14 protein-coding genes are annotated in these 15,047 nt (G+C 65.4%); 11 read left to right on the forward strand and 3 right to left on the reverse strand.

What is annotated here, in order from left to right:
• Positions 1 to 15 precede the first annotated feature (15 nt).
• From GPJ75_RS24610 to GPJ75_RS24620, 3 genes are all read left to right on the forward strand, one after another.
• Positions 16 to 1,407 (forward strand): dipeptidase, encoded by a 1,392-nt coding sequence (locus GPJ75_RS24610; RefSeq protein ID WP_163272365.1) that lies wholly within the window; start codon positions 16 to 18, stop codon positions 1,405 to 1,407.
• Positions 1,404 to 2,021, forward strand: a complete 618-nt coding sequence (locus GPJ75_RS24615; RefSeq protein ID WP_163272366.1) for a ribonuclease D — start codon at positions 1,404 to 1,406, stop codon at positions 2,019 to 2,021. Before GPJ75_RS24610 ends, GPJ75_RS24615 begins: the two co-directional genes overlap by 4 nt.
• Positions 2,022 to 2,175: 154 nt before the next feature.
• Positions 2,176 to 4,377: a putative bifunctional diguanylate cyclase/phosphodiesterase gene (locus GPJ75_RS24620; protein WP_163272368.1), complete on the forward strand. Its 2,202-nt coding sequence runs from the start codon at positions 2,176 to 2,178 to the stop codon at positions 4,375 to 4,377.
• A gap of 37 nt (positions 4,378 to 4,414) precedes the next feature.
• Here GPJ75_RS24620 and GPJ75_RS24625 read toward each other — a convergent pair whose 3' ends face one another.
• Positions 4,415 to 5,512, reverse strand: a complete 1,098-nt coding sequence (locus GPJ75_RS24625; protein WP_163272386.1) for an acyltransferase family protein — start codon at positions 5,510 to 5,512, stop codon at positions 4,415 to 4,417.
• Positions 5,513 to 5,698: 186 nt separating this feature from the next.
• On the opposite strand from GPJ75_RS24625, the gene GPJ75_RS24630 reads away from it, so the two are divergent.
• Both GPJ75_RS24630 and GPJ75_RS24635 read left to right on the forward strand, forming a co-directional pair.
• Positions 5,699 to 7,822, forward strand: a complete 2,124-nt coding sequence (locus GPJ75_RS24630) for a transglycosylase domain-containing protein (RefSeq protein ID WP_163272388.1) — start codon at positions 5,699 to 5,701, stop codon at positions 7,820 to 7,822.
• A gap of 61 nt (positions 7,823 to 7,883) precedes the next feature.
• The gene (locus tag GPJ75_RS24635) at positions 7,884 to 8,645 is read left to right on the forward strand and encodes an SDR family NAD(P)-dependent oxidoreductase (protein WP_425483187.1); all 762 of its coding nucleotides are present in this window, start codon (positions 7,884 to 7,886) and stop codon (positions 8,643 to 8,645) included.
• A 45-nt stretch (positions 8,646 to 8,690) separates the two neighbouring features.
• Here the strand turns inward: GPJ75_RS24635 and GPJ75_RS24640 are convergent, their stop codons facing one another.
• Positions 8,691 to 9,140 (reverse strand): baeRF12 domain-containing protein, encoded by a 450-nt coding sequence (locus GPJ75_RS24640; RefSeq protein WP_163272390.1) that lies wholly within the window; start codon positions 9,138 to 9,140, stop codon positions 8,691 to 8,693.
• Positions 9,141 to 9,361: 221 nt separating this feature from the next.
• Here GPJ75_RS24640 and cysG point away from each other — a divergent pair, with 221 nt between their 5' ends.
• The 6 genes from cysG (at position 9,362) to rpsU (ending at position 14,483) form a co-directional block, all read left to right on the forward strand.
• The gene (gene cysG, locus GPJ75_RS24645) at positions 9,362 to 10,801 is read left to right on the forward strand and encodes a siroheme synthase CysG (RefSeq protein ID WP_163272392.1); all 1,440 of its coding nucleotides are present in this window, start codon (positions 9,362 to 9,364) and stop codon (positions 10,799 to 10,801) included.
• Positions 10,798 to 11,106 carry a DUF2849 domain-containing protein gene (locus GPJ75_RS24650; RefSeq protein ID WP_163272393.1) on the forward strand — a complete coding sequence of 103 codons (309 nt, stop codon included), beginning with the start codon at positions 10,798 to 10,800 and terminating at the stop codon, positions 11,104 to 11,106. Before cysG ends, GPJ75_RS24650 begins: the two co-directional genes overlap by 4 nt.
• 18 nt (positions 11,107 to 11,124) lie before the next feature.
• Positions 11,125 to 12,795, forward strand: coding sequence for a nitrite/sulfite reductase (locus tag GPJ75_RS24655; RefSeq protein WP_163272395.1), 1,671 nt, complete (start codon positions 11,125 to 11,127; stop codon positions 12,793 to 12,795).
• A complete protein-coding gene (locus tag GPJ75_RS24660; protein WP_163272397.1) occupies positions 12,770 to 13,522 on the forward strand; it encodes a phosphoadenylyl-sulfate reductase in 753 nt (250 codons plus the stop codon). Before GPJ75_RS24655 ends, GPJ75_RS24660 begins: the two co-directional genes overlap by 26 nt.
• Before the next feature lie 10 nt (positions 13,523 to 13,532).
• A complete protein-coding gene (locus GPJ75_RS24665) occupies positions 13,533 to 14,063 on the forward strand; it encodes a DUF934 domain-containing protein (protein WP_163272399.1) in 531 nt (176 codons plus the stop codon).
• A gap of 189 nt (positions 14,064 to 14,252) precedes the next feature.
• Entirely contained in the window at positions 14,253 to 14,483 is a 231-nt protein-coding gene (rpsU, locus tag GPJ75_RS24670) for a 30S ribosomal protein S21 (protein WP_159586995.1), read from the forward strand.
• 67 nt (positions 14,484 to 14,550) lie between these two features.
• Here rpsU and GPJ75_RS24675 read toward each other — a convergent pair whose 3' ends face one another.
• Positions 14,551 to 14,793: a hypothetical protein gene (locus tag GPJ75_RS24675; RefSeq protein ID WP_163272401.1), complete on the reverse strand. Its 243-nt coding sequence runs from the start codon at positions 14,791 to 14,793 to the stop codon at positions 14,551 to 14,553.
• Positions 14,794 to 15,047: the final 254 nt, after the last annotated feature.

Genomic DNA, 15,047 nt, shown 5'->3' on the forward strand with positions numbered 1-15,047 from the left:
AGGAGCTTTTCATCCATGCCCGACGTCGCGCCCGTGCTCGACCGCCTCGATGCCTCGATCGATGAAAGCCTGGAGCGCCTGTTCGCTCTGCTGACGATCCAGTCCATCTCCACGGATCCGGCCTTCGCGCCGGAATGCCGCAAGGCGGCCGTGTGGCTGGTGGAGGACCTGCGCTCGATCGGCTTTGCGGCGAACCTGCGCGAGACGGCAGGCCACCCGATGGTGGTCGCCCATCATGAGGGCGAGGGCCCGCACGTGCTTTTCTACGGCCACTACGACGTGCAGCCGGTGGACCCGCTGGCGCTGTGGGAAAGCGAGCCCTTCGCCCCGGCGCTGAAGGAAGCGGAGCCGGGCAGGAAGGTCATCGCCGCGCGCGGCTCCTCCGACGACAAGGGCCAACTCATGACCTTCGTCGAGGCCTGCCGCGCCTATAAGGCCGTGCATGGCAAGCTGCCCTGCAGGATCTCGATCCTGTTCGAGGGTGAGGAGGAATCGGGCTCGCCGTCGCTAAAACCCTTCCTGGAAGCCAATGCCGAGGAACTGAAGGCGGATTTCGCGCTGGTCTGCGACACCGCCATGTGGGACCGCGAGACGCCGGCCATCTGCGTCGGCTTGCGCGGCCTCGTCGGCGAGGAGGTAACGGTGAAGGCGGCGAACCGGGACCTGCATTCGGGCTTCTTCGGCGGCATCGCGGCCAACCCCATCCGCATTTTGGCAAAAGCGCTGGCCGACCTGCATGACGAGAGCGGCCGTGTCACCATCCCCGGTTTCTACGAAGGCGTGGAGGAGACGCCGGCCGACGTGCTGAAAAGCTGGGAGGAGCTGGGCCGCACGGCCGAAAGCCTGCTCGGCCCCATCGGCCTTTCCGAGCCTGCCGGCGAGAAAGGCCGTTCGGCGCTGGAGCTCACCTGGGCGCGGCCGACGGCTGAGTGCAACGGCATTATCGGCGGCTACACGGGCGAGGGGTTCAAGACCGTGATCCCGGCTGAGGCCTCTGCCAAGATATCCTTCCGTCTCGTGCACAGGCAGGATCCGGACAAGATCCGCGAGGCCTTCCGTACATTCGTGCGCGAGCGCATACCGGCGGACTGCTCGGTCGAGTTCGCGCCTCACGGCGGCGCGCCGGCGATCCAGCTTTCCTACGATTCGCCGCTGGTGAAGACGGCCGAGGGTGCGCTTACCGAGGAATGGGGCAAGCCTGCCGTTTCCATCGCGATGGGCGGCTCCATCCCTATCGTCGGCGACTTCCAGCGGCTTCTGGGCATGGACTCGCTGCTCGTCGGCTTCGGCCTGCCCGACGACCGCATCCACTCGCCCAACGAGAAATACGAACTCTCCTCCTTCCACAAGGGGCAGCGTTCCTGGGCGCGGATTCTCGCCGCGCTGGCGAACGGAAAGCAGCAATGACAATCAGATTTCACCAACACGACCTGCCGGACCTCGCCCGCTACGATGTCGAGGCGGTGGCCATCGACACGGAGACGCTGGGGCTGAAGCCCCGCCGCGACCGGCTCTGCGTTGTCCAGCTTTCGCCGGGCGACGGCACGGCCGACGTGGTGCAGATCGCCGCCGGGCAGAAGCGGGCGCCCAACCTCGTTGCCCTTCTGCGCAACCGGCGGATCACCAAGCTCTTCCACTACGGCCGTTTCGACCTCGCCGTGCTCTACCACACCTTCGGCACCATGCCGCAGCCGGTCTTCTGCACCAAGATCGCCTCGCGGCTGACACGCACCTATACGGACCGGCACGGGCTCAAGGACATCTGCTCGGAACTGCTCGGGGTCGGCCTGTCGAAGCAGCAGCAATCCTCGGACTGGGCGGCGGAAAAGCTCTCGCCCGAGCAACTCGAATACGCGGCATCGGACGTGCTTTATCTCCACCGCCTGCGCGACGTTCTCGCCGAACGCTTGAAGCGCGAGAACCGCACGCGCGAGGCCGAAGCCTGCTTCAAGTTCCTGCCGACCCGGGCGAAGCTGGACCTGATGGGTTGGGACGAAGAAGACATCTTCGCCCATAGCTGAGGGGCGAGAGGCGCCTTTCTCTTCCTGAAAAAAGAAGGTGGCTTTCCTCGTATATCGCTGCATATATAACCGTTTACACAAAAACTACTGTCGTTAAGGTATCGTCAAGTATTCGCCGCTTAGGGCTGGGCAATCGCTCCCCTGAGAGGTTTTCATGCGTCGCTTTTCCCCCGATACCTTGACCTCCCGGATTACCGTGGCGATCTCTCTCCTGGCCGCGTTGGCGGCCGCCCTCTTTATCGGCTTCGCCTTTCTCGCCGCGTTCAAGGCCGACGAAGCAGCCCTCGCCAAACAGAAGATCCTCGTGCGGCAAGGCCTTTCGGCATTGACGACCGCGGTGTCGCGCGAGCAGGAGAGCGTCAGCGTCTGGGACGAAGCGGTGGTGCGGACGGCCGCCCGCGACCGGCTCTGGCTTGCGGAAAACCTGGCGAGCTGGATGCACCGCTTCTTCGACCACGACCGCAGCTACGTCGTCGATTCCCGCGATAATCTCATCTTTGCAGCGCGCGCGGGCAAGGCCGTGGAACCGCCAACCTTCCTGAAGGACGAGGAAGCCGCCCGGGAGGTGATTGCGCACGTGCGGGCGCGGCTCAAGAACCGGCCCGGCGAGGATGGCGGCGAAGCCGTAATGCCGCGCTTCCAGATCGATGGCAGCGATGTTCGCGAGATCGACGGCAGGCCAGCCGTTGTCAGCGCCCGGCCTCTCCTTCCCCATTCCGAAGAGGTCAGCGTGTCCGAGGGCGAGGAGTATATCTTCGTCGCCGTGAAGTTTCTGGACGGACCGGCGAAGGAGGAGGTTGCCCATCACTCCCTGATCTCCGGCCTTCACTACGTTCCCGCGCAAAACGTCATTCCGCCGCCAGCGAATGTGCCCATCACATGGCGCAACGGGCATCGGATCGGCTATTTCATCTGGGATGCGGACCGTCCAGGCAACACGCTTATCCGTCAGGTCGCACCGTGGGGCGCTTTTGCGCTCGTCATTGCGCTTGCGGTAGGGGGCTGGCAGGCACGCGGCCTGCGCCGCGCCTCAAGTGAACTGCATGCCAGCGAGGCGCGGGCGCGGCACCTCGCCTACCACGATACGCTCACGGCGTTGCCCAACCGCGCCCTCTTCGAAGAGCGTCTGGACGCGATCCTGCGCCGAGGCCGGCAAGGAGACGGCGAGGCAGCGCTGCTCTTTCTCGACCTCGACCGCTTCAAGAACGTCAACGACACGCTAGGCCATCGCGCCGGCGACCAGCTCATGCGCGAGGCGGCGTCCAGATTGCGGGAGACGGTGGGGAACGCGGGCACGGTTGCGCGCGTGGGAGGCGACGAGTTCGCCATCGTCATCGCATCCGACCGCGCTCATGAGACGGCCGGCGCCGTGTCGGAGCGCCTGCTGACGGCACTTACAGCCCCTTTTCATCTGGGAGAGGATATCGTGCATGTGGGCGTCAGCATCGGCGTTGCCACAGCACCGGCCGCCGCCACTTGCCGAGAAGAACTCCTGCGCAAGGCGGACATCGCCCTCTACGAAGCCAAGAAGCGTGGCCGGGGCCGCTATCAGCTCTTCTCCGACACGATGGACGACATCGTGAAGCAGCGTCAATTGGTGGAAGCGGATTTGCGCAAGGCGCTGGCGAGCGGCGGCGAGCTCGAACTCGTCTACCAGCCTCTCCATTCGGCCGAAGGCGTGCTTACCGGCGTGGAGGCGCTGCTGCGCTGGAACCATCCCGTGCACAAGTCGATCTCGTCGTCTTTCCTGATCACCATCGCCGAGGAGCGCGGGCTCATCGTGCAGATCGGGGACTGGGCGCTTGGCGAGGCCTGCCGTACGGCCGCACGCATTCCCGTACCATGGATCGCCGTCAATGTTTCACCCGTCCAGCTCCGCGACAGAAACTTCGCCAACCGTTGCCTCGGCATCATCGCACAGCACAACATCGACCCGCGGCGCATCCAGGTCGAGATCACGGAAGCCGTCGTCATCGATGATCCGGAAATCGCCGGCGCCACGCTGCGCAAGCTGCGCGCGGCGGGTGTTCGCGTGGCGCTCGACGATTTCGGCACCGGTTATTCATCGATGAGCTATCTGCGGGACTATCCGCTCGACCGGCTGAAGATCGACCGCTTCTTCGTGCACGCGCTTTGCGAGGGCGCGGAGGGGCGCGCTATCGTCGCGGCGGTGATCGATATGGCCCGCGCCCTGAAGCTCGAGGTCACGGCCGAGGGCGTCGAGACTGCCGAGCAGCACGCGATGCTCAGGGACATGGGCTGCAACGAGATGCAGGGCTATCTTTTCTCGTGGCCGGTCAGCGCAGCCGTCCTTGCCGAGCGCTTCTTCCCCGTCGATTCCGAGCGGCGCGCGTAGAGCAGCGCCACGCAATTCCGGGCCGATACTGCGGCTCCTATTCGGCCGCCATCCGCGCCGGCGCACCGACTTCGTCCTGCCGCTCGATCCGCGCCCACGCCGGCCGCTCGAAGAGGAAACGGCCGTAACCCGACCACTGCACGAGACCGTAGAGCACCACCGGCCCAACCACGCCCGCAAGTGTAACGAGAAGCGCGACGAGCCCGACATCGGCCACCAGCCCCGTCCTCAGGAGAAGGACGCGGGTTGCCGCCATGGGCAGGAAGAAGGCGAGATAGACGACGATCGAATGCGCCCCCAGCCAAGTGAGCCAGTGCATCGGCCTGAGCAGCGAGAACAGCGCCGCCAAGCCGACGATGACGGCGGCACCCGCCAGCCCCAGTAAGAGCGAGACGGCCGGCAGCTCCGAATATCCTCCGGTAGCGCCGGAATTGCCGAGATCGGGCTGCAGCCAAGCCGACAGCGCGGCGGGCGCCGGCGTGAAGACGAGAAGCCCATGAAGCAGCGCCCAGGCAAGGCAGAACGCAAGGAAAACGCCGGGCCGCGCGCGCACCCAGGCGGCGAAAGCGAAGACATGGGACGCGAAAGCGTAGCCGACGAAGAGATAGACGTAACGGCCGCAGAACTCGTCGATGACGATCGAGCCCGTATGGATGGGGAGCGCCTCCAACAGTGCCGCTCCGGCGAAGACGAGCCACACGGGAAGCGCCTTGACGAGCCGCGTGAAGACGAAGAAGACCGGCAGAAGATAGATGAACCAGAGCGTGCCGAACGGTTCGACATAGGCCGTGACATAGGCGCCGAGCGCCTGGCCCCAGCCCTCTTCCAATGCGATCGCCGGGGCTTTGAAGGCGAACTGGATTGTCAGCCACAGCACATAGAAATACGCGAAATGCACCACCCGGCGGTCGAGAAAGCGCCGCCAGGGGCGGTCGATGACGAGGCCCAGGAACAAGCCGGAGATGAGGAAGAAATCGGGCATGCGGAAGGGGCGGGCGAAAGCCACCACCCAATGCATGAAGCCTTCGCGCCCCGCCGCCAGTTCCACGCCCAGCGTCGAATGCATCATGACGACCATGATGATGCATAGGCCCTTGGCGGCGTCGACCCAATCGACGCGCGACCGTTCGGGCATATCGGTTGGTTCCTGCAATGCCGCGTCTCCCGCCATCCTTTCGCGCATGATAGCGCACGCGGCCATCGGAACGGTTAAGCGCCCGGCGCGGCTGAAAAGAGGCTTAACGGCCCCTTAAATACCCGCAGCTAGCGTGCATCGCAGCATGAGCCGCACTGACGGCGGCGGACCGAGGATGAAGAACACATGGCCAGGCGCAAGGGAAAACGGCGGATAGAGCCGACATTCAGCGCCCCCGCCTCAAAGCGCGGGCGCGCGCCCTCGGTCAGCCGATCCGACCGCGTGTTGCCGTCCGCACGTCGAAAGACGAAGCGGAGATCCTCCCGGCGGCGCACCGGGCGCGCCCGGCGGCGCGGTTTCTTCGGCTTTCTGCGCGGCTTCGTCTACTGGTCGCTGGTGCTGGTCCTGTGGGCGGGCATCGCCGGTGCGGCGATCGCCGCCTACTACGGCGCGCAGATGCCGAGCGCCACCACCTGGACCATCCCGGATCGACCGCCCAACGTGAAGATCGTTTCCGCCGAAGGCAGGCTTATCGGCAATCGCGGCATGACGGGCGGCGAAGCGGTCGGACTGCATGAGATGTCGCCCTATGTGCCGCAGGCCGTCATCGCCATCGAGGACAGGCGCTTCTACTCCCATTGGGGCGTCGATCCCATCGGGCTTGCCCGCGCCATGGTGGAAAACCTCATGCAGCGGCGCCTCACCCAGGGCGGCTCCACCATCACCCAGCAGCTGGCCAAGAACCTCTTCCTGGAACCCGACCGCACCATAAAGCGCAAGGTGCAGGAGGTGCTGCTGGCCCTGTGGCTGGAGCAAAAACATTCGAAGAGCCAGATCCTGGAGATGTATCTCAACCGCGTCTACTTCGGCTCCGGTGCCTACGGCGTGGAGGCAGCCTCGCGGCGCTATTTCAACAAACCCGCCCATGATGTCACGCTCGCGGAAGCTGCTCTTCTGGCGGGCCTCCTGAAGGCGCCTTCGCGATTGTCGCCGGCGCGCGACCCGCAGGCCGCTGAAGAGCGCGCCCAGGTGGTGCTTTCCGCCATGCGCGAGCAGGGCATGATCGGCGACAGCCAGCTCACCGCCGCCATCAGCGCCCCGGCCACCCGCGCCGCCGCCTACTGGACAGGCTCGCAGCACTACGCCGCCGACCGCGTGATGGAGGAACTGCCGGATCTCATCGGCAATATCGAGGAAGACGTCGTCGTTCATACCACGGTCGATCTCGGCCTGCAGAAACTGGCGGAAACATCCATCCGCCAGCTGATAGACGAGAAGGGCAAGGAGCTTGCGGTGAGCCAGGGCGCGCTCGTCTCGATCGACGGCTCAGGCGCCGTGCGCGCCATGGTCGGCGGCTACGACTATGCCCACAGCCAGTTCGACCGTGCATCGGAAGCGCGCCGTCAGCCCGGCTCCGCGTTCAAGCCCTTCGTCTATATGGCCGCTCTCGAACAGGGCCGCACGCCGCAAAGCGTACGCAACGACGCGCCCGTGAAGATCGGCAAATGGACGCCGTCCAACTACAAGGATAAGTATTACGGCCGCGTCACGCTGGCTGAGGCGCTGGCCCGCTCGCTCAACTCGGTGGCCGCCCAACTCGCCATGGAAGTGGGGCCGGGGGCCGCGGTCGAGGTCGCCCACCGCATGGGCGTCGAATCGAAGCTGACGGCTAATGCCTCCATTGCGCTGGGCACTTCGGAGGTGACCCCCTTGGAGCTGACGGCGGCTTACGTGCCCTTCGCTAATGGCGGCTATCGGCCCGAGGTGCATTTTATCAGCCGGGTGACCACCACGTCCGGCGCATTGCTCTACGAGCACAAGACGGGAAGCCCGCCCCGCGTGGCAAGCCCTGAGATCGTCGGCATGATGAATGCCATGATGGCCGGCACGATTGAATACGGCAGCGGGAGGGCCGCTGCCTTCGGCTGGCCCGCCGCCGGGAAGACAGGCACTACGCAAGGCTCGCGCGATGCCTGGTTCGTCGGCTACACCTCCAATCTGGTCACCGGCGTATGGTTCGGCAACGACGACGCACGTGCGACCAAGGCGACCGGCAGCTCCCTGCCCGCACTTGCCTGGCGCGATTTCATGGCCGCCGCCCACAAGGGCGTGTCCGTTGCCGCCTTGCCGGGAAACTGGCGTCCGGGCCAGCCGGCCAAGCAGCCCGTCCCGCAGCGTGCGGTCGCCGACACCAATGCGCCTCCGACCGTCCCGTCTTCCGCCGGCGGCCGCCCGGTTCCGCCCGCCGATGTGGGAGGACCACGCGAGAGGCGCCAGCTCTCCATCCTCGACATCATCCTCGGCAACTGAGCGCGCTCGCAAGACGACTATCGCATTCGCCGCGCACAGCCATTACATAGGCGGGATCTTCATGGAGAACGCGGTGAGCGACATCGACGACAGAAAGACGCTGGTGCTGACGGGCGCAAGCCGCGGCATCGGCCACGCGACCGTCAAGCGCTTCTCGCGCGAGGGCTGGCGCGTCATCACCTGCTCCAGGCAGCCTTTCGCGGAGGATTGCCCTTGGCCCGCGGGGCCCGAGGACCATATCCAGCTCGATTTGTCCGATCAGGAAGGTGTGGGGATCGCCATCGGCGAGATCCGCCACCGGCTCGCCGCCAATGGCGGCCGGCTTGACGCGCTGGTCAACAACGCCGCCATCTCGCCCAAGCTGGAGGGCGGTAAGCGCATGAATTCGATAGACACGCCCATGCATGTCTGGCGCGATGTCTTTCAGGTGAACTTCTTCGCGCCCATCATGCTGGCGCGCGGCCTTTTCAAGGAGCTTTCCACGGCGCAAGGCTCCATCGTCAACGTCACCTCCATCGTCGGCAGCCGCGTGCACCCCTTCGCCGGCACCGCCTACGCCACCTCGAAGGCCGCGCTCGTCGCGCTGACGCGCGAGATGGCGGCCGACTTCGGCCCGCACGGCATCCGCGTCAACGCCATCGCACCGGGCGAGATCGAGACGTCGATCCTGTCGCCTGGCACCGACAAGCTGGTGGAGACGATCCCGCTGCGGCGCCTCGGCCAGACGGCAGAGGTGGCCGACACGATCTTCTTCCTTTGCTCCGGCAGCGCGTCCTACGTGACGGGAGCCGAGATCCATATCAACGGCGGACAGCACGTTTGAGACCGCTTTTCCTCCCGCAAGAGGAGGGAAACGGGCAACCGAACCTCATTCCTTCGTCAGAACCCGCTCGATCTCCCACACTGCGTGCTTGGTCAGCGTCTTCGGCACCTCACCTGCCACCCGGTCGCTCACCTCTTTGTGCAGCGACTTGCGAAGGGCGCCCAGCACCAGGGGCGGGGCGACGAGGATGATCTTCTTGAACCGTCCGCGATGGGCGAGGCGATAAAGCCTGTCGGCGATCTCCTCGGCGAAGCGCTCCTTTTCGATGCGGTGCCAGTCGGTCTCGTCGAAGCCGCTCTTGTGTACGGTCGCCGCGTCGAAATACCGGCCTGGCGCGTCCGTGCCCTGCTGGCGGGTGGGCGGGTTCTTCTCGTGCATCTCGCGCACCACCTCCAGATTGGGATAGAGAGGGTTCCCCTCATTGCGCATGAACAGTGCCTTCTCTCCATCCGCCACCAAAAGCCAGATATCGTGCTCGAGCCGGATTCGCGCCATTTCTCCCTCCTTCGATAACGGCAGCTTGACCTCAGGGGAAACGCGGGGCAAGAGGCCATGTTCCCCACAACGCAACGGCGCGGGGTGGGATGAATTTTCCGCAGCAACGGCGTGAAGCGCAAAAGCGATTGCCCGGGCAATCCCTGGGCGCGAGTGCGTTTCTTCTGAAAATGGCCGTGCGCGGGCACAATCCGGTCCACTGTTAGGAGAACCGTGCACCCATGTCTTTCGAGACGGCAAAGCTAAACGCATTCCCCGTTTTCATGCGCGTCGATGGCCGGCGCGTCGTGATCGTCGGCGGCGGCGAGGAAGCGCTCGCCAAGGCACGGCTGATGGCGCAGTCGAGCGCGGCGGTCGTCATCGTTGCCGAGGCACCCGAGCCTGCCCTTGCCGAATGGGCAGCCTCGGCCGGTGCCGAGCTCCTGCGCGTCTCCTATGAGGCAGCTCTTCTCGACGGCGCCACGCTTGTTTTCGCCGCGACCGGGGACGAAACCGCGGATCGCGCCGTCGTCACGGACGCGCGCGCCCGCTCCATCCCCGCCAACGCGGTGGACCGTCCGGAGTTGTGCGATTTCTTCACGCCGGCGCTGGTCAATCGCGCCCCGGTGGCTATCGCCGTCGGCACGGAAGGCGCGGGGCCCGTATTGGCGCAGATGATCCGCGCCCGCATCGACCGCATGCTCTCCCCCTCGCTGGGCCGGCTCGCCACCCTTGCCGCCTCCTATCGTGAGGCGGTGGAGCGGCGGGTGGCCAGGGGCGTTGCCCGCCGCCGCTTCTGGAAGGCATTCTTCACCGGCAGTCCGGCGCGTGCCGTCGAGGCGGGGGACGCGCACCGCGCCGCCTGGGCTACCGAAAAGCTTCTGCAGAACCAGGGCGTCGAGCCGGGCCATGTCGCGCTGGTGGGCGCGGGACCGGGCGCGGAAGATCTTCTGACCCTGCGCGCCCAACGCCTCTTGATGGAGGCGGACGTCATCGTGCACGACGCGCTGGTGCCCGAAGCCGTCATCGCCATGGGCCGGCGCGACGCCGAGCGCATCGCCGCAGGCAAGCGCAAGGGCTGCCATTCCAAGACGCAGGAAGAGATCAACGACCTCTTGGTGCGGCTTGCCCGGCAGGGAAAGCGCGTCGTGCGGCTGAAGTCGGGCGATCCGCTGGTGTTCGGCCGGGCCGGCGAGGAAATGGCGGCACTGCGCGATGCCGACGTCCTCTACGAGGTCGTGCCGGGCATCACCGCCGCACTTGCCGCCGCGGCCGATTTCGAGCTGCCGCTGACTTTGCGCGGCGTCGCCTCTTCCCTCGTCTTCACCACCGGGCACGACCTGAAGGGCGCGGCGCTGCCTGACTGGGCGAAGCTTGCCATCGATGGCGCCACGGTCGCTGTCTACATGGGCCGCTCGACCGCCGCCGAGGTGGCCGGCCGCCTGCAGGAGGCCGGGCTTTCACCGGATACGGCTGTCGCCGTGGTGGAAAACGCCAGCCTCGGTGCCCGCCGCCTGTTCCACGGCACGTTGTCCGACCTGCCGGCGCTGGCCGACCGCACGGACCTGACCGGTCCTGTGCTCACCGTTATCGGAGATGCCGTCGCCGGCGCCAATTTCGCGCGATCCGAGCCGCTTGCCGCACATGCTCACATCCGCGCAAACGAGGAGAGCAAGGGATGAAGCTTCTGACGGCAAACCGGCTGATCGACGGCGAAGTCGTCTGGCTGGCGGCTGACGGCCACTGGGCCGAGGACATCACCGAAGCCGAGATCGCCCGTGACGAGGAAGCCATCGAACGCCTGGAACGAACCGGCCGCGAGGCGGCCGCGCGGAACGAGGTCGTCGACGTCAACCTCATCGACGTCGAGTTCGTCGACGGCGCCATCCGCCCCATCCGCCTGCGCGAGCGCATCCGCGCCGCCGGGCCCTCCATCCATCCCGATCTTGGCAAGCAGGCGCGCCGCGGCGTGCTCGCGCCGGTCTGAAGAACATCAGGGAAGATCATGTATCGCTACGACGAGTTCGACCACGCCTTCGTCAAAGCCCGCGTTGCCGAGTTCGGCGACCAGGTGGGACGGCGGCTTTCCGGTGAGCTTACGGAAGACCAGTTCAAGCCGCTCAGGCTGATGAACGGCGTCTACCTGCAGCTCCACGCATACATGCTGCGGATCGCCATCCCCTACGGCACGTTGTCATCGCGCCAGATGCGCATGCTGGCCCATATCGCCCGCACCTACGACAAGGGCTACGGTCACTTCACCACGCGCCAGAACCTGCAGTTCCACTGGCCGGCGCTCAAGGATATCCCGCAGATCCTGGAGGACCTCGCCACCGTCGAGATGCACGCCATCCAGACCAGCGGCAACTGCATCCGCAACGTCACGGCCGACCACTTCGCCGGCGCGGCCGCCGACGAGGTGGCCGACCCGCGCCCTTATGCCGAGATCCTGCGGCAATGGTCGTCGTTGCACCCGGAATTCTCCTATCTCCCGCGCAAGTTCAAGATCGCGGTGACGGGGGCGGAGCGCGACCGCGCGGCGGTCCAGGTGCACGACATCGGCCTGCACCTCAGGAAGGATGCCTCGGGCCGGCTTGGCTTCACGGTCTATGTCGGCGGCGGGCTCGGCCGCACGCCCATGATCGGCAAGAAAATTCGCGACTTCCTGCCGGAGGAAGACCTCCTGTCATACACCACCGCTATCCTGCGCGTGTACAACCTCCATGGCCGCCGCGACAACAAGTACAAGGCGCGGATCAAGATCCTGGTGCACGAGACCGGCACCGAGGAACTGGCCGCCCAGGTGGAGAAGGAATTCGAGGCGCTGAAGGAAAGCGAACTGAAGCTGCCGGAGGCCGACATCCAGGCCATCGACGCCTATTTCGCGCCGCCCGCCCTGCCCGCCCGCCCGGAAGGCGATGCGGCGCTTAAGGCTGCGACGGCCGCCGACGGCGGCTTTGCCGACTGGGTGCGACGCAACCTCAACACGCACAAGAACCCTGACTACGCCTCCGTCACGATCTCTCTGAAGGGCATCGGCGAGGTGCCGGGGGACGCTTCGGCCGACCAGATGGACGCCGTGGCCGATCTCGCCGAGCGCTACGGGTTCGACGAAATCCGCGTCAGCCACGAGCAGAACCTCATCCTGCCGCACGTTGCACGCGCCGACCTCAGGGCGGTGTTCGACCGGCTGGTGGAGATCGGCCTTGCCACCTCCAACGCCGGGCTCGTCACCGACATTATCGCCTGCCCGGGCCTCGACTACTGCGCGCTCGCCAACGCCCGCTCCATTCCGGTGGCCCAGCAGATCTCCACCCGCTTCGCGAGCCAAGCGCGGCAGGAGGAAATCGGCGATCTCAAGATCAAGATTTCCGGCTGCATCAACGCCTGCGGCCACCACCATGTCGGCCATATCGGCATTCTCGGCGTCGAGAAGAAGGGGGCCGAGCTCTACCAGGTCACGCTAGGCGGCTCCGGCGACGAGAACACGTCGATCGGCGAGATCGTCGGCCGCGGCTTCGGGCCGGATGAGATCGTCGACGCGGTGGACACCATCGTCGAGACTTATCTGGCGCATCGCCAGGACAAGGATGAACCCTTCCTCGCCGCTTATCGCCGGCTTGGTTCCGCACCTTTCAAGGAGGCTCTTTATGGGCGCGAAGCCAAGGCTGCTTGAGCGCGAGATGGAGGCGCTGGAAGTCGCGGCTTCGCTTGAAGCGCGTTTCGGCCGTCTCGACGCCGAGGCGATCATCGAGGTCGCCGTCGAGCGCTTCCGCGATGCTGGCGGGATCGCCACCGTCTCCTCGTTCGGAGCGGATTCGGCGGCCCTGCTGCACATGATCGCACGTCTCGACAACAGCCTTCCCGTGCTATTCCTCGACACGGGTCAGCATTTCGGAGAGACGCTGGAATACCGCGATCAGCTGGCGGACGATCTGGGCCTGAAAAACCTGCGCATCCTGCACCCCCGATCCGAGACGCTCGCCGCAACGGACCCGGATGGCATCCTGCACAAGTCGAACACGGACCTGTGCTGCGAGATCCGCAAGGTGGAGCCGATGGCGCGCGCGGTCGAGCCCTATGCCGCATGGTTCACCGGCCGCAAGCGCCACCAGGCCGACACGCGCGCCGAGATGCCGGTATTCGAGGCTGTCGGTCCGCGCATCCGTATCAACCCGCTCGCGCGCTGGACCACCGCCGACCAGGCCGCCTATATGCGTGCCCACGACCTTCGGGAAAACCCGCTGGTCGCCTACGGCTACCTGTCCATCGGCTGCTTCCCCTGCACCGAGCCGGTGAAGCCCGGCGAGGACGACCGCAGCGGCCGCTGGGCCGGCACCGCCAAGACCGAGTGCGGCATCCACCTGCCGGGGTTCGAGGCCCTGACCTCCTCCGCCGCTTAGGAACGTGACCATGAATGCAAGTGAAACGGTAGCTATGGCGAGGCTGTGGACCGAGAATGGGTTCCGCGACGACGATTGGAAGCGCGCCGAGGAAGCCGATGTGCTGCCGGGCGAGGGCAAGCTGATCCTGGCGCTCGAGGCTTTCCTGGCGCTCGATGAGGCGGCGAGGGAAGAGGCCCTCCCCCGGCTCGGCGTGGAGGTGCTGCCGGGAGAAACGGTGGATCTCCTCCTGCCCTTCCTCGACCGCCTGCCGCTGGTTGCTTTGGCCTTTCCGGCTTTCAATGATGGGCGTAGCTATTCCAAGGCGGAGCTCCTGCGCTCTCGCCATGGTTACCGCGGAGAGTTGCGCGCCACGGGCGACGTGTTGATCGACCAGATCCCGCATATGCTGCGCTGCGGCTTCTCAAGCTTCGAGGTGATGAACCAAACCGCCCTTGCCCGTCTCGAAGCTGGCCAGCGCGGCGGTATTCCGCTCTACTACCAGCCTACCGCCACCGCCTCTCGCCCCGGCAAATACGCCTGGCGCCGGCTGGCTGGCTGAGCTCAACCCCGTTAAATCCGCCCCTTTCGCATTATATTATGCCGCAAGGGGTGCATCCGGCGTGAATATAGGTATAATTCGCGCCTCTCCGAGTCGTCCGTTCCGGCGGCTTTAGATGCCGCCATCGCGCCCGCTCCCGGCGCCGATTGGATTCGACCCTCGAAACGCCAACCGAAAGAAGGAAGAACATTGCAGGTTATTGTCCGCGACAACAATGTCGACCAAGCCCTCAAAGTGCTAAAGAAGAAGATGCAGCGCGAGGGTGTTTTCCGCGAGATGAAGGCTCGCCGCTCCTACGAGAAGCCGTCGGAAAAGCGTGCTCGTCAGCGCGCCGAAGCCATCCGCCGCGCCCGTAAGCTGGCGCGCAAGCAGGCTCAGCGCGAAGGTCTTCTGCCCGCCAAGAAGAAGCGCGCCGCTTAAGGCACCGTGCACTGCAGCGGCAGCCTCCAGCCTATTGCTGCTGACGAAAATTTCCTTGCTTGACAGGCTAACGCTTGCTGGGCTTCCGCCCGGCAGCGGAGCGCTTGCCTCGGCGCTTTGGCTCTTTATCGCCGGCCTCTGCCCGATGCAGCTTGCCGAGGAGTTGCAGGAGCAACGTCGGTAGCTCCCGATCCAGTTCGAAGCCCGGCAGATGGCGGAGAAACCGCAGATTTTCGACGGTATGAATCTGTTGGCGGATCTGTCTTGCCGCCTGCGATACATCGGCGCTCTTGTTGTTGCTCCGAGGCATCCGTGTCCTCTTGCATCCTTCTTCCAGCTGGAGGGTAACACCGGCTGGCGAAAATCGTTCCGAAACAACGGGGTAAGCCGGGAAATGCTTTCGGCTAAGGTTAAAATTAGCTAAAATCCGACCGATCAGCGTGCAATTGCCCCACCGATCGCGCACTCTCCCCTTGCATCAACTTTTAGTTAATTACGCTTGTAACAGGTCTGTTAACCGTAATTTGACGTTTCCAACACCATTGTTCCCCTGGGCAGCGGATT

The organism is Chelativorans alearensis (assembly GCF_010993735.1).
Lineage (GTDB): Bacteria > Pseudomonadota > Alphaproteobacteria > Rhizobiales > Rhizobiaceae > Chelativorans > Chelativorans alearense.